Source organism: Streptomyces sp. NPDC030995, from assembly GCF_055571215.1.
Window position 1 is genome coordinate 81,490 of sequence record NZ_JBVIFS010000014.1, and the last position, 21,749, is coordinate 103,238.

The 21,749-nt window shown below is 72.3% G+C and carries 17 protein-coding genes; 13 read left to right on the forward strand and 4 right to left on the reverse strand.

The window, feature by feature from the left end; all coding sequences use genetic code 11:
• Both ACZ45T_RS21605 and ACZ45T_RS21610 read left to right on the forward strand, forming a co-directional pair.
• On the forward strand, positions 1 to 2,912 hold a 2,912-nt coding region (locus tag ACZ45T_RS21605), incomplete at its 5' end, for a PIG-L family deacetylase (RefSeq protein ID WP_468443628.1).
• Positions 2,913 to 3,140: 228 nt separating this feature from the next.
• The gene (locus tag ACZ45T_RS21610; protein ID WP_468443630.1) at positions 3,141 to 5,195 is read left to right on the forward strand and encodes a PIG-L family deacetylase; all 2,055 of its coding nucleotides are present in this window, start codon (positions 3,141 to 3,143) and stop codon (positions 5,193 to 5,195) included.
• 1,048 nt (positions 5,196 to 6,243) lie between these two features.
• Here ACZ45T_RS21610 and ACZ45T_RS21615 read toward each other — a convergent pair.
• Positions 6,244 to 7,605, reverse strand: a complete 1,362-nt coding sequence (locus ACZ45T_RS21615) for a glutamine synthetase family protein (protein ID WP_468443632.1) — start codon at positions 7,603 to 7,605, stop codon at positions 6,244 to 6,246.
• A gap of 174 nt (positions 7,606 to 7,779) precedes the next feature.
• On the opposite strand from ACZ45T_RS21615, the gene ACZ45T_RS21620 reads away from it, so the two are divergent.
• The 4 genes from ACZ45T_RS21620 to ACZ45T_RS21635 all read left to right on the forward strand — a co-directional run bounded on the left by ACZ45T_RS21620 (position 7,780) and on the right by ACZ45T_RS21635 (position 10,277).
• Positions 7,780 to 8,214 (forward strand): hypothetical protein, encoded by a 435-nt coding sequence (locus tag ACZ45T_RS21620; RefSeq protein WP_468443634.1) that lies wholly within the window; start codon positions 7,780 to 7,782, stop codon positions 8,212 to 8,214.
• A gap of 58 nt (positions 8,215 to 8,272) precedes the next feature.
• Positions 8,273 to 8,974 carry a DUF3105 domain-containing protein gene (locus tag ACZ45T_RS21625; protein WP_468443636.1) on the forward strand — a complete coding sequence of 234 codons (702 nt, stop codon included), beginning with the start codon at positions 8,273 to 8,275 and terminating at the stop codon, positions 8,972 to 8,974.
• The gene (locus tag ACZ45T_RS21630; RefSeq protein WP_468443638.1) at positions 8,971 to 9,699 is read left to right on the forward strand and encodes a DUF305 domain-containing protein; all 729 of its coding nucleotides are present in this window, start codon (positions 8,971 to 8,973) and stop codon (positions 9,697 to 9,699) included. Before ACZ45T_RS21625 ends, ACZ45T_RS21630 begins: the two co-directional genes overlap by 4 nt.
• Positions 9,700 to 9,857: 158 nt before the next feature.
• Positions 9,858 to 10,277, forward strand: coding sequence for a CBS domain-containing protein (locus ACZ45T_RS21635; protein WP_468443640.1), 420 nt, complete (start codon positions 9,858 to 9,860; stop codon positions 10,275 to 10,277).
• Here ACZ45T_RS21635 and ACZ45T_RS21640 read toward each other — a convergent pair.
• Both ACZ45T_RS21640 and ACZ45T_RS21645 read right to left on the reverse strand, forming a co-directional pair.
• Positions 10,262 to 11,137 carry an alpha/beta fold hydrolase gene (locus ACZ45T_RS21640; RefSeq protein WP_468443642.1) on the reverse strand — a complete coding sequence of 292 codons (876 nt, stop codon included), beginning with the start codon at positions 11,135 to 11,137 and terminating at the stop codon, positions 10,262 to 10,264. The genes ACZ45T_RS21635 and ACZ45T_RS21640 overlap by 16 nt on opposite strands.
• On the reverse strand, positions 11,134 to 11,835 hold the full coding sequence (locus ACZ45T_RS21645) for a DUF998 domain-containing protein (RefSeq protein WP_468443644.1): 702 nt from the start codon (positions 11,833 to 11,835) through the stop codon (positions 11,134 to 11,136). Before ACZ45T_RS21645 ends, ACZ45T_RS21640 begins: the two co-directional genes overlap by 4 nt.
• A 72-nt stretch (positions 11,836 to 11,907) precedes the next feature.
• Here ACZ45T_RS21645 and ACZ45T_RS21650 point away from each other — a divergent pair, with 72 nt between their 5' ends.
• From ACZ45T_RS21650 to ACZ45T_RS21665, 4 genes are all read left to right on the forward strand, one after another.
• Positions 11,908 to 12,384, forward strand: a complete 477-nt coding sequence (locus tag ACZ45T_RS21650; protein ID WP_468443646.1) for a hypothetical protein — start codon at positions 11,908 to 11,910, stop codon at positions 12,382 to 12,384.
• Positions 12,385 to 12,495: 111 nt separating this feature from the next.
• Complete coding sequence (locus tag ACZ45T_RS21655; protein WP_468443648.1) at positions 12,496 to 14,100, forward strand: multicopper oxidase family protein; 1,605 nt, start codon at positions 12,496 to 12,498, stop codon at positions 14,098 to 14,100.
• A gap of 160 nt (positions 14,101 to 14,260) precedes the next feature.
• Positions 14,261 to 15,586 (forward strand): DUF4190 domain-containing protein, encoded by a 1,326-nt coding sequence (locus ACZ45T_RS21660; protein ID WP_468443650.1) that lies wholly within the window; start codon positions 14,261 to 14,263, stop codon positions 15,584 to 15,586.
• 65 nt (positions 15,587 to 15,651) lie between these two features.
• Positions 15,652 to 17,406, forward strand: a complete 1,755-nt coding sequence (locus ACZ45T_RS21665) for an NAD+ synthase (protein ID WP_468443652.1) — start codon at positions 15,652 to 15,654, stop codon at positions 17,404 to 17,406.
• A gap of 118 nt (positions 17,407 to 17,524) precedes the next feature.
• Here ACZ45T_RS21665 and ACZ45T_RS21670 read toward each other — a convergent pair whose 3' ends face one another.
• Complete coding sequence (locus ACZ45T_RS21670; RefSeq protein ID WP_468443654.1) at positions 17,525 to 18,553, reverse strand: endonuclease/exonuclease/phosphatase family protein; 1,029 nt, start codon at positions 18,551 to 18,553, stop codon at positions 17,525 to 17,527.
• Between the two features lie 288 nt (positions 18,554 to 18,841).
• Here ACZ45T_RS21670 and panB point away from each other — a divergent pair, with 288 nt between their 5' ends.
• The 3 genes from panB (at position 18,842) to ACZ45T_RS21685 (ending at position 21,716) form a co-directional block, all read left to right on the forward strand.
• Positions 18,842 to 19,711 carry a 3-methyl-2-oxobutanoate hydroxymethyltransferase gene (gene panB, locus ACZ45T_RS21675; RefSeq protein ID WP_468443656.1) on the forward strand — a complete coding sequence of 290 codons (870 nt, stop codon included), beginning with the start codon at positions 18,842 to 18,844 and terminating at the stop codon, positions 19,709 to 19,711.
• 134 nt (positions 19,712 to 19,845) lie between these two features.
• A complete protein-coding gene (locus tag ACZ45T_RS21680; RefSeq protein WP_468443658.1) occupies positions 19,846 to 20,868 on the forward strand; it encodes an ATP-binding cassette domain-containing protein in 1,023 nt (340 codons plus the stop codon).
• A complete protein-coding gene (locus ACZ45T_RS21685) occupies positions 20,865 to 21,716 on the forward strand; it encodes an ABC transporter permease (RefSeq protein ID WP_468443659.1) in 852 nt (283 codons plus the stop codon). Before ACZ45T_RS21680 ends, ACZ45T_RS21685 begins: the two co-directional genes overlap by 4 nt.
• Positions 21,717 to 21,749: the final 33 nt, after the last annotated feature.

Sequence of the window (21,749 nt, forward strand, 5' to 3'; positions counted from 1 at the left end):
AGGGGCCGTCGTACCCGCAGGGGACGTCGTACCCGCAGGGGCCGTCGTACCCGCAGGGGACGTCGTACCCGCAGGGGCCGTCGTACCCGCAGGGGACGTCGTACCCGCAGGGGCCGTCGTACCCGCAGGGGCCGTCGTACCCGCAGGGTGCGCCGGCCTCGGCCGATCCCGACCGGGCGTCAGCCGACCCAGCCTGGCAGACTCCTGAAGCCTGGGCCCCGCAGGGTCCGTCGGCCGAACACGCCTGGGACCGGCCGCCCTTGCCGCACGGGCACACCGCTCCCCGACCGGCCCCGGCGGCCGGAGCCTGGGACGACTCCGCCGCACACGCCCGCGCCTGGGAGCAGCCGCACCCGGGGCAGGCCTGGGCCCCGCAGGCCGACATGCCCTACGCGCACCCGCACCCGCACCCCCACCCGCACCCGCACCCGCACCCGCACCCGCACCCGACCGAAGCCTGGGACCCGAGCCGGCACGCCGCCCCGGCCGGGGAGCCGCAGGTGACGCGCGTGACGCGCGCGCCCCAAGTCCCGCAGGCCCCCGAAGTCCCGCAGGCCGAAGCCGCCCCCGACACGGCCCCGGACGTCTCCCCGCAGGGCGGACGAAAGGCCGCGCGGCTGGCCCGCGAGGCCGAACGCGGCGGCAGCAGCAGCGCCCCGCGCGGCGGCGGCCGACGCGGCCGCGCGAAGGCCCCCGCGGCGCCGCAGGCCAAGCGCGGGCGCCGCCGGGCCGACGGCGGCACGGGCACCGGTGGCGGCAGCGGCAGCGACACCGGCAAGGCCGGCGCCCGCCACGAACCCGGACCCGCCCTGCAAGCGCAGCGAACCCGGCTCCGCTGGGCCGGCCTCGTCAAGGCCGTCGCGTTCTGCGCGGCCGTCGTCGCCGGCAGCATGCTCATACTCCGGGGGAACGAGGCCCTCGACCGCCTCGACGCCCCCGCCGCCCCCGACAGCAAGGCCAGCGCCCCCGTGGCCCCCGCCGACGCACCCGACCCGGGCCGGGTGCTCCAGATCATCGCGCACCCCGATGACGACCTCTACTTCATGAATCCGGACCTGCGCTACTCCATATCCGCCGGCCACCCCGTGACCTCGGTGTACCTCACCTCCGGCGAAGCCGACGGCATCAACGCGGGCGCCGCCAAGGAGGCCACCACCCCGCCCAACAAGCCCGCCTACGCCGAGGCCCGCCAGAACGGCATCCGCGCCGCCTACGCCAAGATGGCCACCGGCGACCGCAGCAGCCCCTGGAAGCGCACCGTCGTCCCGACGAAGGGCGGCGGCCAGGCCGAGGTCGACGTCCTCGTCGCCAAGCCCCAGGTCAACCTCGTCTGGCTGCAGCTCCGCGAGGCCGGCAACGTCTACGCCGACGTCCCGGACAGCCTGCACGGCCTGTGGGACGGCAAGGTTCCCCGTCTGGAGTCGATGCTCTCCTCCGGGACCCCGGTCAAGCAGAAGTACACGTACACGAAGGAGCAGGTCGTCCAGACCCTGGTCGGCGTCATGGAGCAGTACAAGCCGACGACCGTCCGCTCCCAGGACCCGACCCCCGGCCGGTTCCCCGACACCAAGCGGTACACCGACCACCAGGACCACTTCTACGGCGCCCGCTTCGTGCAGATGGCCACCGCCGCCTACGCGAAGGACGTCAAGGACCGCCCGCACTTCGCGCTCCAGAACTACCTCGGCTACTTCAACGGCTACCTCCCCAGCGCCCTGGACCCGGACGAGGCCAAGGAGAAGCTCGACATCCTGGACGTCTACGCCTGGCTGGACAGGCAGAACCACTGCGGCAGCGACGCCGGGTGCGGCGACCTCAAGGTGGCCGACCACCCGGCCGGCAACCGGTGGTCGGACGCCATCAACTACGCCCGCGGCAACAGCACTTCCTGGTTGACCTCCGACAAGGACCACGGCCTGTGGGCCTTCAAGGTGCTCGACGGCCAGGTCGCCGTCTGGCACCGGCCGGGCCTGGTCGGCCCGTGGCGCGGGCCGGACCTGCTGCCGGGCACCGGCATGGACCCGGGCGTCACCACCGTCACCCTGAAGGACGGCCGGATAGCCGCCTTCGGCACCCGCACCTCCTTCGGCGCGAAGCCGGCCGACTACAGGCGCGAGGTCGTCCACGCCGTCCAGAAGAGCCCGGGCGCGGCGGAGTTCGGCGAGTGGCAGTCGCTCGGAACCCCCGAGACCGCGGACGAGACGTGGACCTCCGACATCAGCGCGCCGGCCGTCTCCCTCGACGGCACCGGGCAGCTGGCGGCGTACGTCCGCGACGGTTCGAGCACCCTGCGCGGCCGGGTGCAGCAGGCGGACGGCGGCTGGGGCCCGTGGGAGAAGTACGGCGGCGCCGACCTGCACGGCACCCCGGCCACCGCGACCGACGGCGCCGGGCGGCGCATGGTGTTCTCCGCCACCTCCAAGACGGTGGTGGGCTGGGCGCAGCCGACGCCGGGCGCTCCGCTCGGCCCGGTCACGGCCACCGGACTGCCGGACACCACGCTCCCGCTGACCGCGCAGGGCCGCGAGGGCGGGGTGCGGCTGTGGTTCCGCAAGCCCGGCTCGGGCAATGTCCGTACCGCCCTGGTGACGGGCGACGACGGCCTGAAGGTGAACAACCTGACCGACCTCGGCGGGCTCAGCGGCTTCGGCTCGGTGACGGCGAGCGGGCACGTACTGGCGGGCCGCGCGGCGGGCGGGCAGCTGGGTTCGGACGTCGGGCGGGGCCGGCCGTGGGAGCGGTCTCCGTTGATGTTCGTCGGCGCGCCGTCCTCCACGATGACCGGGAAGAACATGGTCAGTCTGGCGGTGGTGGGGCTCGACGCCCGCCTGTACGTGACGTCTTCGGCGGACGCCCCGGACGCGCACCTGGCGCCGTGGCTGCCGGTGGGGCCGCGCAACACGGGCCCGTAGCGGCACGGCCCCGTAGCGGTAAGCCAGTTGAGCCTGGGGGGCGGACGAACAGCGTCCACATTTCGGTCACATAACGGGATCAAAATCTCCACAAGGCACAATCACGTCCGGTCGTTTCCGGAAAGCGGGAGTCATCGGCGAAAGCGGTGAACCAAGTTCGCCGATTTGGCCTCTCTTTGACTGCTCAGCGGTTTTTCCCGCCCGGAACGGACCCCAAGGCGTGACCCGATGCCCGTGACCCGCCGCCGCTTCGCGGCTCTGCTCACCGTGCTGACAGCCGGCGCCACCGGCGTGCTCTCCGTGGCCTCCGGCCAGCAGACCTCGGCCGAGGCCACTCAGGACAACCCGACGGTCGTCCTCCCCGCGAGCGTCACCGCGGGGACGGTCGTCCAGGTCGTCGCGCACCCCGACGACGACCTCTTCTTCATGAACCCGGATCTCAGCCGCTCCCTGCTGTCCGGTACCCAGGTCACCACCGCGTACCTCACCTCCGGCGAGTCCGACGGCCGCAACGAGGCCCGCGGCGGCGCCGCCCAGGACCCCGAACAGCCCGCCGACCGCACCCACTACGCGGAGGCCCGGCAGAACGGCATCCGCTCCGCCTACGCCCAGATGGCCACCGGGGACCGCACCAGCGCGTGGAAGCGTACGGTCATATCCACCGCGGGCGGCGGCCGGGCCGAGCTCGACGTCCTCATAGCGAAACCGCAGGTCAACCTGGTGTGGCTGATGCTGCGCGAGGCCCGCAGCACCGCCGGCGACACCCCCGAGAGCCTGCGCGGCCTGTGGAACGGCCGGATACCCGCGCTGGAGTCCCAGCTGACCTCCGGCACCCCGGTCAAGCAGCCCTACACGTACACGAAGGACCAGCTGATACAGGCGATAGCCGGGGTCCTGGAGCGGTACCGTCCGACGACGATACGGATGCAGGACCCGACGCCGGGCCGGTACGGCGAGAACGGCCGCTTCACCGACCACCAGGACCACATGTACGGCGCGCGCTTCGTGCAGGCCGCCACCGCCGCCTACGCCGGCCGGGTCCAGGACCGGCCGCGGTTCTCGGTCCAGAGCTACCTCGGCTACCACAACAGCACCCTCCCGCACGCGCTGGACCCGCAGACGGCCGAGACGAAGACCGGCTTCCTGCGGACCTACGCCTGGCAGGACCACCAGGACTACTGCGGTTCCCCCTCGGGCTGCGGCGACCGCAAGGTCGCGGGCAACCCGACCGGGCGCAACTGGGCCCAGTCGCTGCGCTACACCCGCGCCGACAACACCTCCTGGCTGGCGGAGGGAACGCCGGGCCGCCTCTGGGCGTTCGCCACGCTCGACGGCCAGAGCGCGTACTGGACGCGGGCCCCCGGCGGCAGCTGGGCCGGCCCGACCCTCCTCCCGGGCACGGGCATCGACCCGGGGGCGACCACCGTCCGCCTCCCGGGCGGCCGCATCGCCGTCCTCGCCACCCGTACGACCTTCGGCTCCGCGCCCACCGACTACCGGCGCGAGGTCGTGTACGCCGTCCAGGCGGTGCCCGACGGCCCGTTCGGCCCGTGGCAGTCGCTCGGCACCCCCGAGAAGTCCGACGACGACGGCACCTCGGCGATCAGCGCCCCCGCGGCGGCCGTGGACGCGGACGGCCTGCTCACCGTCTACCTCCGCGACTCCCGCCGCACCCTGCGCGCCACCACCCAGCAGCCGGACGGCGACTTCTCCCCCTGGCAGCGCCTGGGCGGCGAGGACCTGCAGAGCGACCCGGTGACGGCGGTCGACGCCGCCGGGCGGCGCCACGTGTACGCCACCACCACCACGTCGATCGTGACCTGGATCCAGCCCACCCCGGGCACCCCCCTGGCCGGCCCGGTGCCGACGGGTCTGCCCGCCACGACGGTCCCCCTCTCGGCGTCCCCGGACGGCGCGGGCGTCCGCCTGTACTTCCGCCGCCCGGACTCGGGCGTCGTCCGCACGGCCCTGGTCACGGCGGGCGCCGCCAAGCCCCAGGTCTCCAGCGTCGCGGAGGCGGGCGGCCGGGCCGGCTACGGCGCGGTCGGCGCCGCGGGCCGCCTGGTGGCGGGCCGCGCGGACAGCGGCACCATCAGCACCACGGGCCTCGGCGGCCCACCCGCCTGGGCGGAATCCCGCATGCTCTTCGCGGGCGCCCCGGCGGCCGTCCTCGAACCCACCGGCACCACCACGACGGCAGTCCTGGGCCTGGACGCCGAACTCCACACGTCCACCACCCCCGCGACCCGCACCCACCCCACCTGGCACCGCGCGGTCCACTGACACCGGCCCAGCGCAGAGCAGTGCCGGGTACCTCTACAACGATGCGGACGGTGAGCAGTACAGGAAGATCATTCCTCCCTGAGCGCTGGTGCCAAGGTTGTCGAAGGTCACGCGCCAACCGCCGGTCTCCCGCCGGGAATAGCCCGGGACAAGCCCGGGACGTGTCTCCCAACCGACAGAGACCGCCCCCTCGCCCGTGGCACAGTCTGCCTCGCTCGTGCCGCTGGCGCCCGGTTCCACGGTGACGACGTTGCCGAAGACCTCATTGATGGTGAAGGCCGCACCTCCGGTCGCGCCGGTCGCCCCCGTGGCACCCGTCGCGCCGGTCGCACCCGTGGCCCCCGTGGCACCCGTACCCGTCGCGCCGGTCGCACCCGTACCCGTCGCACCGGTCGCACCGGTGGCGCCGGGCGCACCGGTCGCGCCTGTGGCACCGGTCGCACCGGGGGCACCGGGGGCACCGGTCGCCCCCGTGGCACCCGTCGCGCCGGTCTCACCCGCCTCACCCCTCGGGCCTCTCGGGCCGGTGGCTCCCGTCGCCCCTCTCGCACAGTCGTCGTCACCGCCGCCCCCGGCGTGGTGAACGCCCTTCGGGTGGTCGTGGTCCGACCCACCCCGGCACTCGTCGCCTCTGCCGTCCGCAAGGCTCACCACACTCACGCCGTCACCCATGCTCCGTGCCGCGGCGGCGGCCGGACCAGCCACGCCGCCCGCCAGGACCAGCGCGAGCGCGGCGAGCGTGCCGCCGGTCATCCACGCGCCCCGTCGGGGCAGTGGCCCGAGCCGAGACCCTGTCTTGCACGCAGGACTCATCTACTTGCTCCTCCCGATCGGCTCGGGGATTTCCCGCGCCCGAGGGCGAGCCTGACCCGTGCCCAGCCGAACGACCGTCAAGCCACGTCGAGAAATGCAGATCATCCACAAATAGCACTAATCAACAGATCCAAACGGGTGCACCGCGAGCAGCCGGCAAGACGCCTCCGGGCCGACGGTCATCGACCGTCGGCCCGGAGGGATGGAGCGTGCCCGGTGGGGCTGTGAGCTGCGGCTACAGCACCGGGAGGTTCTTGCGGAGTTCGAAGGCGGTGACCTCCGAGCGGTATTCCTCCCATTCCTGCTTCTTGTTGCGGAGGAAGAAGTCGAAGACGTGCTCGCCGAGGGTTTCGGCGACCAGTTCGCTGCGTTCCATCAGGGAGATCGCCTCTCCGAGGTTCTGCGGGAGGGGTTCGATGCCCATCGCGCGGCGTTCGGCGTCGGAGAGGGCCCAGACGTCGTCGTCGGCGCCCGCCGGGAGTTCGTAGCCCTCCTCGATGCCCTTGAGGCCGGCCGCCAGGAGGACGGCGTACGTGAGGTAGGGGTTGGCGCCCGAGTCGATCGAGCGGACCTCGACGCGGGAGGAGCCCGTCTTGCCCGGCTTGTACATCGGGACGCGGATCAGGGCCGAGCGGTTGTTGTGGCCCCAGCAGATGTACGAGGGGGCCTCGCCGCCCGCGCCGGCGCTGCGGGAGGAGCCGCCCCAGATGCGCTTGTAGGAGTTGACCCACTGGTTGGTGACGGCCGCGGTCTCCGCCGCGTGCTTCAGCAGGCCCGCGATGAAGGAGCGGCCGACCTTCGAGAGCTGGTACTCGGCGCCCGACTCGTAGAAGGCGTTGCGGTCGCCCTCGAAGAGGGAGAGGTGGGTGTGCATGCCCGAGCCGGGGTATTCGGAGAAGGGCTTCGGCATGAAGGTGGCCTGGACGCCCTGTTCCAGGGCGACCTGCTTCATGACGAGGCGGAAGGTCATGATGTTGTCGGCCGTGGAGAGCGCGTCGGCGTAGCGGAGGTCGATCTCCTGCTGGCCGGGGGCGCCCTCGTGGTGGCTGAACTCGACCGAGATGCCCATCGATTCGAGCATGGTGATCGCCTGGCGGCGGAAGTCCATGCCCACGTTCTGCGGGGTGTGGTCGAAGTAGCCGGAGTTGTCGGCGGGGGTGGGCCGGGTGCCGTCGAGCGGCTTGTCCTTCAGCAGGAAGAACTCGATCTCCGGGTGGGTGTAGAAGGTGAAGCCCAGGTCGGAGGTCTTGGCGAGGATGCGCTTGAGGACGTAGCGGGGGTCCGCGAAGGACGGGGAGCCGTCCGGCATCAGGATGTCGCAGAACATCCGGGCGGTCCCGGGGGCCTCGGCGCGCCACGGCAGTATCTGGAAGGTGCTCGGGTCCGGCCTGGCGATCATGTCGGACTCGTAGACCCGCGCGAAGCCCTCGATCGCGGAGCCGTCGAAGCCGATGCCCTCGTCGAAGGCCTGCTCCAGCTCCGCGGGGGCGACCGCGACGGACTTGAGGAAGCCCAGTACGTCGGTGAACCACAGGCGCACGAAGCGGATGTCGCGCTCCTCAAGCGTCCGGAGGACGAATTCCTGCTGCTTGTCCATGCCTTCATCCTCGCAGTTCAGACGGCCTGTGCACCACCGCCGAGGGGGCCCGGCGCACAGCTGGGGACGGACCAGTATCGCCAGCGGTGGTTTCCGCCACATTACGCACCCCTCAAAGGTCGTGACACCCCCGCTCTGACCTCGGTCCCGTCATGAGCATTACCATCTGCGCCCATGGGGGGCCGGCAGTACACGCAGCAGCACGCGCAGCACACGCAGCACACGCAGCAGGGGCGTCGCGGACGTCTCGTGCTTCGGTGTGCCTTGCTGGTGCCCGTCCTCGGCGTGCTGGTCGGCGTGCTGTTCCTCTGTGCCCGCCCCGCCGTCGAGTCGCACGCCGTGCAGGCCCAGGCCCAGGCGCAGACGCAGGCCCACGCCCGGGCCCACGGTGCGACGCACGCCGTCTGCGTGTCCCCGTACGACCTGCCCGGCTGCTCGTCCCTCCAGCACGTGACCCCGGGCGTGCTGCCCACGCCGCCGCCCGCCGTCACCATGGCCGGCGGCGAGCCGCCGCCCGCCGTGCGGGCCGCCGGGGCCGGCCGGGTCCGGCCGCCCGAGCCGCCGGCCCGCGCCCCTGACCTGCATGTCCTCCAGGTGCTACGGACCTGACGGGTCCGGTTTGGTTTCGCGTTCCGTCCACCCCCCTCAGCAGAAGGAACCAGGGCACATGGCCAGCAAGTCCGGCAGGACCCCCCAGCACACCGACCCGCACTCCCGCCAGGCGCGCATAGCCGAGATGCGCCGCGCCGACAAGGTGCGGGAGCGGCGCAACAAGGCCATCGCGATCACCGTCTCGTCGGCCATCGTCGTCGGTCTCGTGGGTTTCGGCGCCTGGGTGCTGATCGACCAGAAGCAGACCGAGCAGCGCAAGAAGGACGCCGCGGCGAAGTTCCTCAAGGAGCAGCAGGAGATCCGCAAGAAGCCCGTCGAGGGCGAGCAGCTGTGGGACGCGACGAAGTTCGGCCGCAATCACGTCGAGACCCCGGTGAAGTACGAGATGAACCCTCCGGTCGGCGGTGACCACCACCCCCGCTGGATGAACTGCAACGGCGACGTCTACAAGAACCCGGTGCCCGAGGTGAACGCCGTGCACTCGCTGGAGCACGGCGCGGTCTGGGTGACGTACAACGAGAAGGCCGCCAAGGCCGACCTCGACAAGCTCTCCGCGAGGGTGGAGAAGACCCCGTACTCGCTGATGAGCCCGGTCAAGGAGCAGAGCGGCTCGATCATGCTCAGCGCGTGGGGCAAGCAGCTGACCGTGGACAACGCCGACGACCCCCGGGTGGCGCAGTTCTTCACCAAGTACGTGCAGGGCGAGCAGACCCCGGAGCCGGGCGCGGCCTGCACGAGCGGGGTGGCCGGCAAGTGAGCGGCCCGATCGCCCGTACGCCGGTCCCCCGCACCCCGGTCCCCCGTACGTACTGGGTCGCGGGCACGGCCGTCCTGCTGGCGCTGCTGTTCGCGGCGGCGGCCACCGTGGCCGCCGCCAACGGCAGCGGTTCCGGTACGTCGGAAGGTGCGGCCGGCACCGCCGGTACGGCGGCCCGTACGCCCGGGCTGCACTCGCCGGACGCCGGCTTCGCCCGGGACATGGCGGTGCATCACCAGCAGGCGGTGGAGATGTCCTTCATCGTCCGGGACCGCACCCAGGACGAGGCGGTGCGCACCCTCGCCTACGACATCGCCAACACCCAGGCCAACCAGCGGGGCATGCTGCTCGGCTGGCTGGACCTGTGGGGGCTGCCGAAGGTGGTGGCCGACGAGCCGCCGATGTCCTGGATGGGGACTTCGGGGGGCCACGGCGGGCACGCGGGCCACGGCGCCGCCAAGCCGGGCGCGCTGATGCCCGGCATGGCCACCAAGGAGGAGCTGGCCCGGCTCGGCTCCGCCGAGGGCCGGGACGCGGAGGTGCTCTTCCTCCAGCTGATGACCGACCACCACCAGGGCGGCGTCACGATGGCCGAGGGCTGTGCGCAGCAGTGCGAGACCCCGGTCGAGCGGGCGCTGGCGCAGGGCATGGTCGACGCCCAGCGCTCGGAGCTCACCCTGATGGCGGACATGCTGAAGCAGCGCGGGGCCGCGCCGCGCGGCTGACGGGACACGCTCGTACGGTGGTGGGAGGCGCCCTTTCACCCGTACGGGCGTGTACTCCCCCGTGTGGAGTCGCGTGGGCCGAACGGCCGAATGACGATGGGGACGCCGAGGCGGGCGCATCCGCGCCCGCCGCACACGGCGCTCAGGAGGTTGACGCGATGACCACCGCCGGAGAGATCATGCACAAGGGGGCCCAGTGGATCCCCGCCACCGAGACCCTGGACCGGGCCGCAGAGCTCATGAGCAGTCTCAATGTGGGCGCGCTGCCCATCAGCGACGCCGACGAGCGGCTCTGCGGCATCCTGACCGACCGCGACATCGTCGTGGGCTGCGTGGCCAAGGGCCGCGACCCGTCGAAGACCACCGCCGGTGACATGGCGCAGGGGACGCCGCGCTGGATCGACGCGGGCGCGGACGTCTCCGAAGTGCTGGAGGAGATGCAGAGCCACCAGATCCGCCGACTGCCGGTGATCAAGAACAAGAAGCTGGTCGGCATGATCAGCGAGGCCGACCTGGCCAAGCACCTCTCCGAGGAGCAGATAGCCGGCTGGGCCGAGAAGGTCTACGCGAGAAGCTGACCGGGAGCCGTGCGGACCGCCCGGGCCACCTGGTCCGGGCGGTCCAGCATGACCAGGTGTCCGGCGGGCTCGGCGACCTCGAAGCGGGCGCCGAGCCGGTCGGCGAGCTCGGCCTGGCGGGCCGGCCAGCGCAGCGCGCGGCGGCCGGAGGTGCCGTCGTGAGCGGCGATGACGGTGGCGGGGGCGGCCAGCGGGTGCGCCGCGCGCAGGGCGAGCAGCTCGGCGGCCATGTCCGGGTAGCGGGAGTTCTCCAGCAGGGCGCCGCGCCAGACGCGGCCCGTGCGGTAGCAGCGCCGTACGAGGTCCCGCGGGGCCGGGTCGGAGCCGCCGACTCTGGAGGCCCGTACGGCTGCCCGCCGGGCCCGCGGCCCCAGTGCGGCCGGCAGCCCGGCGGCGGTCACCGCCCGGCCGAGCCCGCGGGCGGCGCCGGTGCGCAGCCCTGCGGGCAGCAGCGCCCGGGGGGTCTCCTCCACGCTGGAGTCGACCAGCACGAGGGCGGCGGTGCGCTCCGGGTACAGGCGGGCGAAGGCTTCGGCGTGAAAGCCGGCGATGGAGTGCCCGACGACGGTGACGGGGCCGGTGACCGGGCTGGTGAGCCCCAGCGCGTCCAGCAGGCCGGCGATCCGGCGGGCTTCCCCGGCGGTGGTCGGGGGCGCGGTGGCCGGGCCGCTGAGGCCGTGTCCGGGGCGGTCGAAGCGGACGACGGTACGGCCGCGGGCGGCGAGCAGCGCGGCGACCGGGTCCCAGTCGAACCAGGCCAGGGCGAGCCCGGCGCTGAGCACGCACACGGGGCCGCTGCCCTCGACGACGACGTGCAGCGGGATCCCGTCCACGCGGACGAACCGGCCCGCGCGGCTCATGTGCGGCGTTCCTTGTGGACCGAGTACGCGAGCAGGACCAGCCAGAGCGCCACGAACAGCACCTGGAGCCGCTGTCCGGCCCCCAGGGCCCAGGTCCCGCGCCCGGCGGTGAACAGGGCGATGGCGGACAGGGTCCAGACGGTGGCGAGCAGCTCGAGGACGACGAGCGCGGGGCCGTAGCGGGCGAGCGGGGCGAACCAGCCGTAGCGGCGCGCGGCCACGGTGAGGGCCATCACCGCGACCAGGGCTCCGGTCATGGCGAGGCTGCTGCTGATGGCATGGGCCTGATGGGTGGCGGGGACGAGCCCGGCGGTCTCCCGGGCCGCGCACACGGGGTCCACGGTGGGCGTGCAGCTCAGCGGCAGCCAGGCGTCGGCGGCGGTGGCCGCGCCGAAGAGGGTGATTCCGGCCCAGCCGACGACCGCCCAGAGGCGGCGGGATTCGGCGTACTTCAGCAGCCGGAACAGTGCCAGCAGTCCTCCCGTGAAGGCGAGCAGCCCCGCGGTGAAGTCGGTGGCCCGGAAGAGGCCGCCGAGCGGCTGGTCCTGGGCGGCGAGCTCGCTGACGTACGTCTCGATGGGGTTGAGGCCCGTGGAGAGGACGACTTCGAGCACCCACGCCGTGTAGGCGGCCCCGGCCAGGCCTATGAGGGTGGCGACCGGCCAGGCGGTCCGCGGAGAGAGGCCATGGGGGGACATAGTGTGACTAATCCTAGGCAGACCCGGGGTCGGTCCTATGATCGGATACCCACCCCGGGTAGGGTTCCGCTCATGATGCGCAGTGCCGAGCGAGCAGCCCCGGGGGCCCGGCTGCTGCTGCTCGCCGCGCTGTTGCTGGGCATCGTGACCATGCACACCCTGGGCCATCCGGCTGACTCCCACGCCATGGAAGACGCGCCCGCGGCCCACTCCGTTGCCTCGGCCGGGTCCCCCGGCCATGCCGGTCAGGCCAGCCAGGCGGGCCATGCCGGTCAGGCCGAGCACGGTGGCTCGCGCCACGCCCAGGAGGCGGCGCAGGACCCGATATCCGTCGCCGAGGCGCCCCTGCCCGGAACCGGCATGGACCCCATGTCCGTCTGCCTCGCCGTGCTCACCGGGCTCGTCCTGCTGTACCTCGGCGCCGGACCGGCCGGCTCCCGCGACACCGCGCCGCTCGGGGGCGCGGCCCGCATACCGGGCCGGTCCGGTGGCCCGGACCCGCCCTCACCCCGCGAACTCCTCACCCGGCTGGCGGTACTGCGGATATAGGCCCGCCTCGCCGTCGCCCCCGCGTGCCCGCATGTCGGCATGCCCGCATGCCCGCGGGGCGGCGCCGGATCGCGCCCATGAACCCGTACACCACACCCACGAGGTGCTCCCATGCGCTCTCTTCCCACCAGCCCCACTCGTCCCACCCGCCGCGCCGTGCTCGGCGCGTCCGCCGCCGTCATCGGCTCCGGACTCCTCGCCGCCTGCTCCGGCTCCGGCTCCCGTTCCGGTTCCTCCGGCACGGAGCACGGCTCCATGAACCACGGCGGCTCCGTCGCCGACGGCCCCGCGGGCTACGTCGACCCGGCCGGGCCCGAGGTCCAGGCCGCCGAGGCCGCCCGCAAGGCCACCGGTCCGCTCACCGAGGCCAAGCTCACCGCCACCGCCACCCCGCTCGACCTCGGCGGCGGCCGCACCGTCCGCTCCTGGGCGTACGGGGGCAAGCTGCCGGGCCAGGAGGTCCGGGCCACCGCGGGCGGCACCCTCGCCCTCACCCTGGCCAACAACCTCCCCGAGGCCACTTCCCTGCACTGGCACGGCATCGCGCTGCGCAACGACATGGACGGGGTCCCCGCGCTGACGCAGCGGGACATCGCCCCGGGCGGATCCTTCGCGTACAAGTTCGCCGTCACGCACCCGGGCACGTACTGGTTCCACCCGCACACCGGGGTCCAGCAGGACCGCGGCCTCTACGCCCCGCTCATCATCGAGGACCCGAAGGAACCCCTCTCCTACGACAAGGAGTGGGTCGTGGTCCTGGACGACTGGATCGACGGAGTGGACGGAGCCACGCCCGACGCCGTCCTCGCCGAGCTCCGCAAGGGCATGCCCGCCGCGGGCCACGCCCACGGACAGGCGCCCGCCCCCGGCGGCGCCGGCGGGGGCTCCCACGTGATGATGGGCGGCAACAGCGAACTCCTCGGCGGGGACGCGGGCGACGTCGTCTACCCGCACTACCTGATCAACGGCCGGGTGGCGGACGACCCGTCGGTCTTCACCGCCCGCCCCGGGGACCGGATCCGGCTGCGCATCATCAACGCCGGCGGGGACACCGCCTTCCGGATCGCCCTCGGCGGCCACGAGCTGACGGTCACCCACACCGACGGCTTCCCGGTGGAGCACGCGAAGGCGAGCTCACTGCTGCTGGGCATGGGCGAGCGGTACGACGTCCTGGTCACCGCGCAGGACGGGGTGTTCCCGCTCACCGCGCTGGCCGAGGGCAAGGGCCAGTCGGCGCTCGCGGTGCTGCGCACCGGGGCGGGGACGGCGCCCACCGCCGCGACCCGCCCGGCCGAGCTGGACGTGCGGCCGCTGATGGCGGACGCGCTCAAGGCCGCGGGTCCGGCCGTACTGGAGCCGCGCGAGCCCGACCGTACGGTGCAGGTCCGGCTGACCGGCTCCATGGCCAGGTACAACTGGGCCTTCGACGGCAAGCCGTACACGCCGGACCAGCGGCACCCGGTGAAGGCGGGCGAGCGGGTCCGCCTGGAGTTCAGCAACCAGTCGGCGATGTGGCACCCGGTGCACCTGCACGGGCACACCTTCGCGCTGGGCGGCCAGGCAGGCGGGGCGCGCAAGGACACCGCGATCATCCTGCCGGGCGGGAAGCTGACCGCGGACTTCGACGCGGACAACCCCGGGCTGTGGATGATGCATTGCCACAACGTCTACCACTCGGAGTCCGGGATGATGACGGTGCTCGGCTACCAGCTCTGACGGGCCCCGGGGATCGTCCGTGCGGTCCCGGACCTGATTGGTACAGGACCGGGACCGGACCGGGACAAGGACCGCACGGGAATTCGAGCGGGGGCGAGTCGTCGGCATGGCACCCTAGCGGTGATCAGAGCTGCTGAGACAAAAGGACGACCCCGCCGGTATGAGTACCCCGCCGAACCCGCCCAGCACCCCCGCCGGTCCGCCGACGGAGCCCGCGGGCATCCCCGTTCCCGAGACGGCCTCCATACCGGAGCCCACGCCCGAGCCCGAGCCCACGCCCACGCCCGAGCCCGAGGCCAAGCCCGCGCCCGCGCTGTCGCTGGAGAAGACCCCGGCGCCGCAGGCCTCGGAAGCGGCGACCGTCCCGTTGCAGCCGGCTCCGACCACCCCGGAGCCCGCGGAACCGGCAACCGTCCCGCTGGAGCCCGCCCCGGCCACCCCGGAAGCCGCGGAGCCCGCGGAGGTCACGGAACCGGCAACGGTCCCGCTGCACTCCGCCCCGCCCGCCCCGGCGCCCACGGAACCGACGGCACCCACGGCACCCACCGTCGCGTCGCAGTTCGCCCCGCCCACCCCGGCCGCTCCGGCCCCGCCCGTCGGCGGCTACGGCGTTCCGGGCGCCCCCGGCGCCCCCGCCAACGCCTGGGGCCAGCCCCCCGTCGGCTACGGCTCGTTCCCGTACCCCCCGAACCCGCAGGGCCCCCCGACCACCAACGGGCTGGCCGTCGCCGCCCTCATCGTCGGCGGCTTCGGCATCATCTTCGGCCTCATCCCCTTCCTCTTCTGGGCCGGCACGCTGACCGCCGCGGTCGGCATCGGCCTGGGCATCGGCGCCCTCGTCCGCGCCTCCAAGGGCGCACCGCACAAGCCGCTGGCCATCCTGGGCACCGTCCTCGGCGTGGTCGGCCTCGGCGCCTCGGTCGTCGGCTTCTTCCTCACCGCCGGCGTCGTCGACCGCATCGACCGGAAGATCGACGAGGAGCAGATGGAGCTGGGCCCGTACCCCAGCAGCGATCCGTGGCCGTCGAAGTCCCCGTACCCGTACCCGTCGAAGCCCACGTACCCCTCGAAGTCCCCGTCGCCGTCCCAGGTCCCGGGCATGACCAGCGCGCTGCCGTTCGGCGAGACGTTCACGTACCCCAGCGGCGTCAAGGTGAGCATCAGCGCGCCGAAGAAGTACGTGACGAAGAACGAGTACCTGAAGGTGGGGAACGCGGTCCAGATGACCGTCACCATCACCAACGACTCGGACAAGACCGTCAACGTCATCTACGCGATGCCCAACGTCCGTGACGACAACGGCATGACCGGCAAGATCGTCTTCGACGGCGACCTGCCGAAGATGATCAGGGGCGACATCCTGCCGGGCGAGTCCGCGAGCGGCGTCGTCGCCTACGAGGTTCCCGAGGGCACGACGAAGATCAGTGCGGACGTCAGTCCGGCCACCTTGCTGCCCGCGGCGAAGTTCAGCGGTCCGATCGGCTGACCCGCCCCCAGGGAGAAAGCCGGGGCCCAGGACATCGCGTCAGAAAGACGATTAGACTGGGCCCCGTGCCTCAACTTCGCCTCGCTCTGAATCAGATCGACTCGCACGTCGGCAACATCGCGGCCAATTGCGACTCGGTCGTCCACTGGACCCGGCACTCCGCCGAGCAGGGCGCCCATCTGGTGGCGTTCCCAGAGATGGTGCTGACCGGCTACCCCGTCGAGGACCTCGCCCTGCGCGAGTCCTTCGTCGAGGCCTCCCGCACCGCGCTGCGCGAGCTCGCGCGGCGGCTGGCGGCCGAGGGCCTCGGCGAGCTGCCGGTCGTCGTCGGCTACCTCGACCGCACCGAGAAGGCCACGCCCCGGCTCGGCCGCCCGGCCGGCTCCCCCGAGAACGCGGCCGCCGTGCTGCACCGCGGGCAGGTCGTCCTGCGCTTCGCCAAGCACCACCTCCCCAACTACGGCGTGTTCGACGAGTTCCGGTACTTCGTACCGGGCGACACCCAGCCGGTGATCCGGGTCCACGGCGTCGACGTGGCCCTGGCCATCTGCGAGGACCTCTGGCAGGAGGGCGGCCGGGTCCCGGCCACCCGCTCCGCCGGGGCCGGGCTGCTGATCTCGATCAACGCCTCCCCGTACGAGCGCAACAAGGACGACCTGCGCCTCGAACTGGTCCGCAAGCGCGCCCAGGAGGCCGGCTGCACCCTCGCCTACCTGGCGATGATCGGCGGCCAGGACGAGCTGGTCTTCGACGGGGACTCGATCGTCGTCGACGGCGACGGCGAAGTCATCGCCCGCGCCCCGCAGTTCTCCGAGGGCTGCGTCCTGGTCGACCTCGACCTGCCCGCGGCGCGCGCCGACGCGCCCGAGGGCGTGGTGGACGACGGCCTGCGGATCGACCGCGTGATCCTCTCCGAGGAGCCTGTGGAGCCGTACGAGCCGGTGGTCACCGGCGGTTACGCCGACCGGCTCGACGACGACGAGGAGATCTACGACGCGCTGGTGGTGGGCCTGCGCGCGTACGTGAAGAAGAACGGGTTCCGCTCCGTCCTGATCGGGCTCTCCGGGGGCATCGACTCCGCGCTCGTCGCCGCCATCGCCTGCGACGCGATCGGCGCGCAGAACGTGTACGGCATCTCGATGCCCTCGAAGTACTCCTCGGACCACTCCAAGGGCGACGCGGCCGACCTGGCCGAGCGGACCGGCCTGCACCTGCGGACCGTGCCGATCGAGCCGATGTTCGACGCGTACATGGGCTCGCTGGGCCTCACCGGCCTGGCCGAGGAGAACCTCCAGTCCCGGCTGCGCGGCACCATGCTGATGGCGGTCTCCAACCAGGAGGGCCACATCGTGCTGGCCCCGGGCAACAAGTCGGAGCTGGCGGTCGGCTACTCCACCCTGTACGGCGACTCGGTGGGCGCGTACGGCCCGATCAAGGACGTGTACAAGACGGACGTCTTCCGGCTGGCCGAGTACCGCAACCGGGCCGCCGCCGAGCGCGGCGAGACCCCGCCGATCCCGGAGAACTCGATCGTGAAGCCGCCGAGCGCCGAGCTGCGCCCGGGCCAGGTGGACACGGACTCGCTGCCGGACTACCCGGTGCTCGACGCGATCCTCGCGCTGTACGTGGACCGCGACCAGGGCATGGAGGCGATCGTCGCGGCCGGCTTCGACCGGGAGCTGGTCGCCAGGACCCTGCGGATGGTGGACACCGCGGAGTACAAGCGCCGCCAGTACCCGCCGGGCACGAAGATCTCCGCGAAGGGCTTCGGCAAGGACCGCCGGCTGCCCATCACGAACGGCTGGCGCGAGCAGGCGTAGCCGGAGAGCAGCGAGGGGCCCCGCCGGATCGGCCGGCGGGGCCCCTTCGCGTACTGCGCCGCTACGTCCTGACGGCGCCGCCATGTCCTGACGGCGCCGCTATGGCTTGACAGTGCCGCTACGGCTTGACGGTGACCCGCGCCGCGATCGGCAGGTGGTCGCTGCCCGTGCGCGGCAGGGTCCAGGAGGCCTCCGGCCTGATCCCGCGGACCATGATCTGGTCGATCCTGGCCATCGGGAACTGCGCGGGCCAGCTGAAGCCGAAGCCGTCGCCCGCCGCGCCCTGGGTGGAGCGCATCTGCGAGGTGACCTCGGACAGGGCGCGGTCGTTCATGGTGCCGTTGAGGTCGCCGAGCAGGATGACCTTCTTCAGCGGTTCGGCGGCGAGCGCGGCGCCCAGCGCGTCGGCGCTGTCGTCGCGCTGGTTGGCGGTGAAGCCTGCGTTCAGCTTGACCCGGACCGAGGGGAGGTGGGCGACGAAGGCGGCGACCTTCCCGTAGGGGGTGTCTACGGTGGCGCGCATGGCCCGGGTCCAGCCCATCCTGATGTCGACGGGCGCGCTGGCGCTCAGCGGGTACTTGCTCCACACGCCGACGGTGCCCTCGACCGAGTGGTACTTGTACGTGGCCGCGAGTGCCTTCTCGTAGACGGGGACGGCGCTGCCCTTGAGCTCGGTCAGGGCCAGGACGTCGGCCCCGGACTTGGCGACCGATTCGGCGGTGCCGCGCGGGTCGGGGTTGTCGGCGTCCACGTTGTGGGTGGCGACGACGAGGTTGCCGCCCGAGCCGGACTTGTCGGTGACCAGGCCGCCGAAGAGGTTCGTCCAGACGGCGGCCGTCAGCAGTATCGCGATCAGCGCGGTCGCGGACTTGCGGAACAGGGCCCCGGCCAGCAGGAACGGGACCGCCAGGCCCAGCCAGGGCAGGAAGGTCTCGGTGAGGCTGCCGAGGTTGCCGACGTCGTTGGGAAGTTCCGCATGGAAGATCATGACCAGCGAGATCAGTACGGCGATCCCCGTCAGCACCCATCCGCGCCGCCAGATTCCGGGGTCTCTGCGCAGTTCGGCCAGCCGGCGCCGGAAGCGGGATGCGGAGGGCTCGGGGTCCGAGCCGCCGTTCCCCGACTCCGTCATGTACGCCTGTGCCATGCCACTGCCCTCACTGCCGTGCTCGCGCTGCGTCCCCGCCCCTTGACCCTAGGCGATCGACGAAGCCTTACGTGCCGTACGTCACGACCGTCCGTCACGGTCGTACGTCCGGGAGGACGAACGGCCGTACGCCAGGGGTTCCGCTTGTCACGAAACGCGCACATTGCATGCTGCGGGCGGGGTGCGCGCCTCACACCACTTCCGCCTTTGGGCACGCGGATGCCACCATGGTGGGTGAGTCCGGGGACGCCGTGAGGGCGCCTCGAGATGACACAAGGAGCAGTTGCAATGACGCATGCCGTTTCGCCTGCCCGCGAACCCGCATCCGCGGCCTCCCCCACCCTGTACGGAGGCACGGGCACCCGGCGCATCACCGTCCGCGACCTGACCCTCGCCAAGGAACGCGGCGAGAAGTGGCCCATGCTGACCGCCTACGACGCCATGACCGCGTCCGTGTTCGACGAGGCCGGCATCCCGGTCATCCTCGTCGGCGACTCGATGGGCAACTGCCACCTCGGCTACGACTCCACCGTCCCGGTGACGATGGACCAGATGACCATGCTCTCGGCGGCCGTGGTGCGCGGCACGAGCCGTGCGCTGGTCATCGGCGACATGCCGTTCGGTTCGTACCAGGAAGGCGCCGTGCAGGCCCTGCGCAGCGCCACCCGTCTCGTGAAGGAGGCCGGGGTCGGAGCGGTGAAGCTGGAGGGCGGCGAGCGCTCGCTGGCCCAGACCGAGCTGATCGTGCAGGCCGGCATCCCCGTCATGTCCCACCTGGGCCTGACCCCGCAGTCCGTCAACGCCATGGGCTACCGGGTGCAGGGCCGCGGCGACGAGGCGGCGCACCGGCTGCTGCGCGACGCGAAGGCGGCGCAGGACGCGGGCGCCTTCGCCGTGGTGCTGGAGCTCGTGCCGGCCGAGCTGGCCGCCGAGGTCACCCGGTCCCTGCACATCCCGACGGTCGGCATCGGCGCGGGCGCGGAGTGCGACGCGCAGGTACTGGTGTGGACCGACATGATGGGCCTGACCGGCGGGAAGATGCCGAAGTTCGTGAAGCAGTACGCGAACCTCCGCGCGACCATGGGCGACGCGGCGAAGGCCTTCGCCGAGGATGTGGTCGGCGGAACGTTCCCGCAGGCGGAGCACGCCTTCCACTGATGAACTGAGCCCCGCGGAAGGCGGCCCGCCGACAGCCCGTCGACTCCCTGTCGGCGGGCTGTCGGCCGGTTGTCGGCCGGTTGTCAGTCGCTTGTCGGTCGCTTGTCGGTGCTTTGTCGGTGGCGGCTGGTCCCATGGTGGACATGACGCGAAACGACAAGAACCCCAACGCCGTGGAAGTACGGGGGCTGGTCAAGCACTACGGCGAGACCAAGGCCCTCGACGGTGTCGACCTGGACGTCCGCGAGGGCACGGTCCTCGGGGTCCTCGGACCCAACGGGGCCGGCAAGACCACGCTGGTCCGCTGCCTCTCCACCCTGATCGTTCCGGACTCCGGGACCGCGACCGTCGCGGGCTACGACGTGGTCCGCCAGCCGCGGCAGCTGCGCCGCACCATAGGCCTGACCGGCCAGTACGCCTCGGTCGACGAGAAGCTCTCCGGCTGGGAGAACCTCTACATGATCGGGCGGCTGCTCGACCTCTCCCGCAAGGACGCCCGCCGCCGCGCGGACGAGATGCTGGAGCGGTTCTCCCTGACCGAGGCGGCCAAGAAGGCCGCCATGAACTACTCCGGCGGCATGCGGCGCCGGCTCGACCTCGCCGCCTCGCTGATCGGCAACCCCGCCGTGCTCTACCTGGACGAGCCGACCACCGGTCTCGACCCGCGCACCCGCAACGAGGTGTGGGACGAGGTCCAGCGGCTGGTCGCCGAGGGCGCCACCGTGCTGCTCACCACCCAGTACATGGAGGAGGCCGAGCAGCTCGCCAGCGAGCTGACGGTGATCGACCGCGGCAAGGTCATCGCCAACGGCAAGGTCGACGAGCTGAAGGCCCGCGTCGGCGGCCGCACCCTGCGGATCCGCCCGGTGGCCTCCTCCGACCTGCCGGGCATGGCCCGCTCGCTGGCCGAGGCCGGACTGGACGGCGTGGCCGGCACCCAGGCCGTACCGGACGAGGGCGTTCTGCTGGTCCCGATCCTCAGCGACGAGCAGCTGACCGCAGTGGTCGGCCTGCTGGCCGCCCGCGGGTACCCGATCGCCGACCTCGGCACCTACCTGCCCAGCCTCGACGAGGTGTTCCTGTCCATCACCGGACAGAAGCCCACCGTCATCGAGGACTCCGTTCCCACCGAGAAGACCGAGGAGGTCGCGGCATGAGCACCGTAACCACGACGAAGCCCGCTCCCACCGCGCCCGGTCCGGCCTCGGTGGCCGCCGGTGGCGGCGAGGGCCGGATCGGCCTGCGGGCCAACCTGCGGCACATCGGCGCCCTGGTGCGCCGCAACGCCCTGCAGATCAAGCAGGACCCGGAGTCGATGTTCGACGTCCTGTTCATGCCGATCATCTTCACGCTGCTGTTCGTGTTCGTCTTCGGCGGTGCGATCTCCGGCAAGGGCAACCAGGACCAGTACGTCAACTACGTGATCCCCGGGCTCATGGCCATGATGGGCATGAACATCTCCATGGCGGTCGGCACCGGGGTCAACGACGACTTCAAGAAGGGCGTGATGGACCGGTTCCGGTCCATGCCCATCGCCCGGTCGTCCGTACTCCTCGCCAAGATCGTCGTCGAGATCGGCCGGATGATGGTCGCCATCGCGATCCTGCTCACCGTGGGCTTCATCCTCGGCCTGTCGATCAAGGGATCGGTGCTGGACCTGTTCCTCGCGATCGGCCTGTCCGCCGTCTTCGGCGCCTCGCTGATGTGGATCTTCATCCTGCTCGGTCTCACCCTGAAGACCGCGCAGGCCGTCCAGGGCATGGCGATGATCGTCCTGATGCCGTTGCAGTTCGGCAGCTCGATCTTCGCGCCGCCGACCACCATGCCGGGCTGGCTCCAGTCCTTCACGGACTACAACCCGCTGTCCAACCTCGCCGATGCCGCCCGCGCCCTGATCAACGGGACTCCGGTCGGCGACTCGGTGTGGATGACCCTGGCCTGGTCGGTCGCCATCACGGCCGCCACCATGCCGCTCGCGGTGCGCAAGTTCCGCCAGAAGACCTGACCCGCGGACCGGTCCTTTCCGGATCGCGTCCCG

Bases quoted from the DNA above. Each gene is read 5' to 3' on its own strand.
- ACZ45T_RS21610 (WP_468443630.1), top strand. From the start codon at position 3,141: ATGCCCGTGACCCGCCGCCGCTTCGCGGCTCTGCTCACCGTGCTGACA.
- ACZ45T_RS21615 (WP_468443632.1), bottom strand. From the start codon at position 7,605: ATGGACAAGCAGCAGGAATTCGTCCTCCGGACGCTTGAGGAGCGCGAC.
- ACZ45T_RS21620 (WP_468443634.1), top strand. From the start codon at position 7,780: ATGGGGGGCCGGCAGTACACGCAGCAGCACGCGCAGCACACGCAGCAC.
- ACZ45T_RS21625 (WP_468443636.1), top strand. From the start codon at position 8,273: ATGGCCAGCAAGTCCGGCAGGACCCCCCAGCACACCGACCCGCACTCC.
- ACZ45T_RS21635 (WP_468443640.1), top strand. From the start codon at position 9,858: ATGACCACCGCCGGAGAGATCATGCACAAGGGGGCCCAGTGGATCCCC.
- ACZ45T_RS21640 (WP_468443642.1), bottom strand. From the start codon at position 11,137: ATGAGCCGCGCGGGCCGGTTCGTCCGCGTGGACGGGATCCCGCTGCAC.
- ACZ45T_RS21645 (WP_468443644.1), bottom strand. From the start codon at position 11,835: ATGTCCCCCCATGGCCTCTCTCCGCGGACCGCCTGGCCGGTCGCCACC.
- ACZ45T_RS21650 (WP_468443646.1), top strand. From the start codon at position 11,908: ATGATGCGCAGTGCCGAGCGAGCAGCCCCGGGGGCCCGGCTGCTGCTG.
- ACZ45T_RS21655 (WP_468443648.1), top strand. From the start codon at position 12,496: ATGCGCTCTCTTCCCACCAGCCCCACTCGTCCCACCCGCCGCGCCGTG.
- ACZ45T_RS21660 (WP_468443650.1), top strand. From the start codon at position 14,261: ATGAGTACCCCGCCGAACCCGCCCAGCACCCCCGCCGGTCCGCCGACG.
- ACZ45T_RS21670 (WP_468443654.1), bottom strand. From the start codon at position 18,553: ATGGCACAGGCGTACATGACGGAGTCGGGGAACGGCGGCTCGGACCCC.
- panB (WP_468443656.1), top strand. From the start codon at position 18,842: ATGACGCATGCCGTTTCGCCTGCCCGCGAACCCGCATCCGCGGCCTCC.
- ACZ45T_RS21680 (WP_468443658.1), top strand. From the start codon at position 19,846: ATGGTGGACATGACGCGAAACGACAAGAACCCCAACGCCGTGGAAGTA.
- ACZ45T_RS21685 (WP_468443659.1), top strand. From the start codon at position 20,865: ATGAGCACCGTAACCACGACGAAGCCCGCTCCCACCGCGCCCGGTCCG.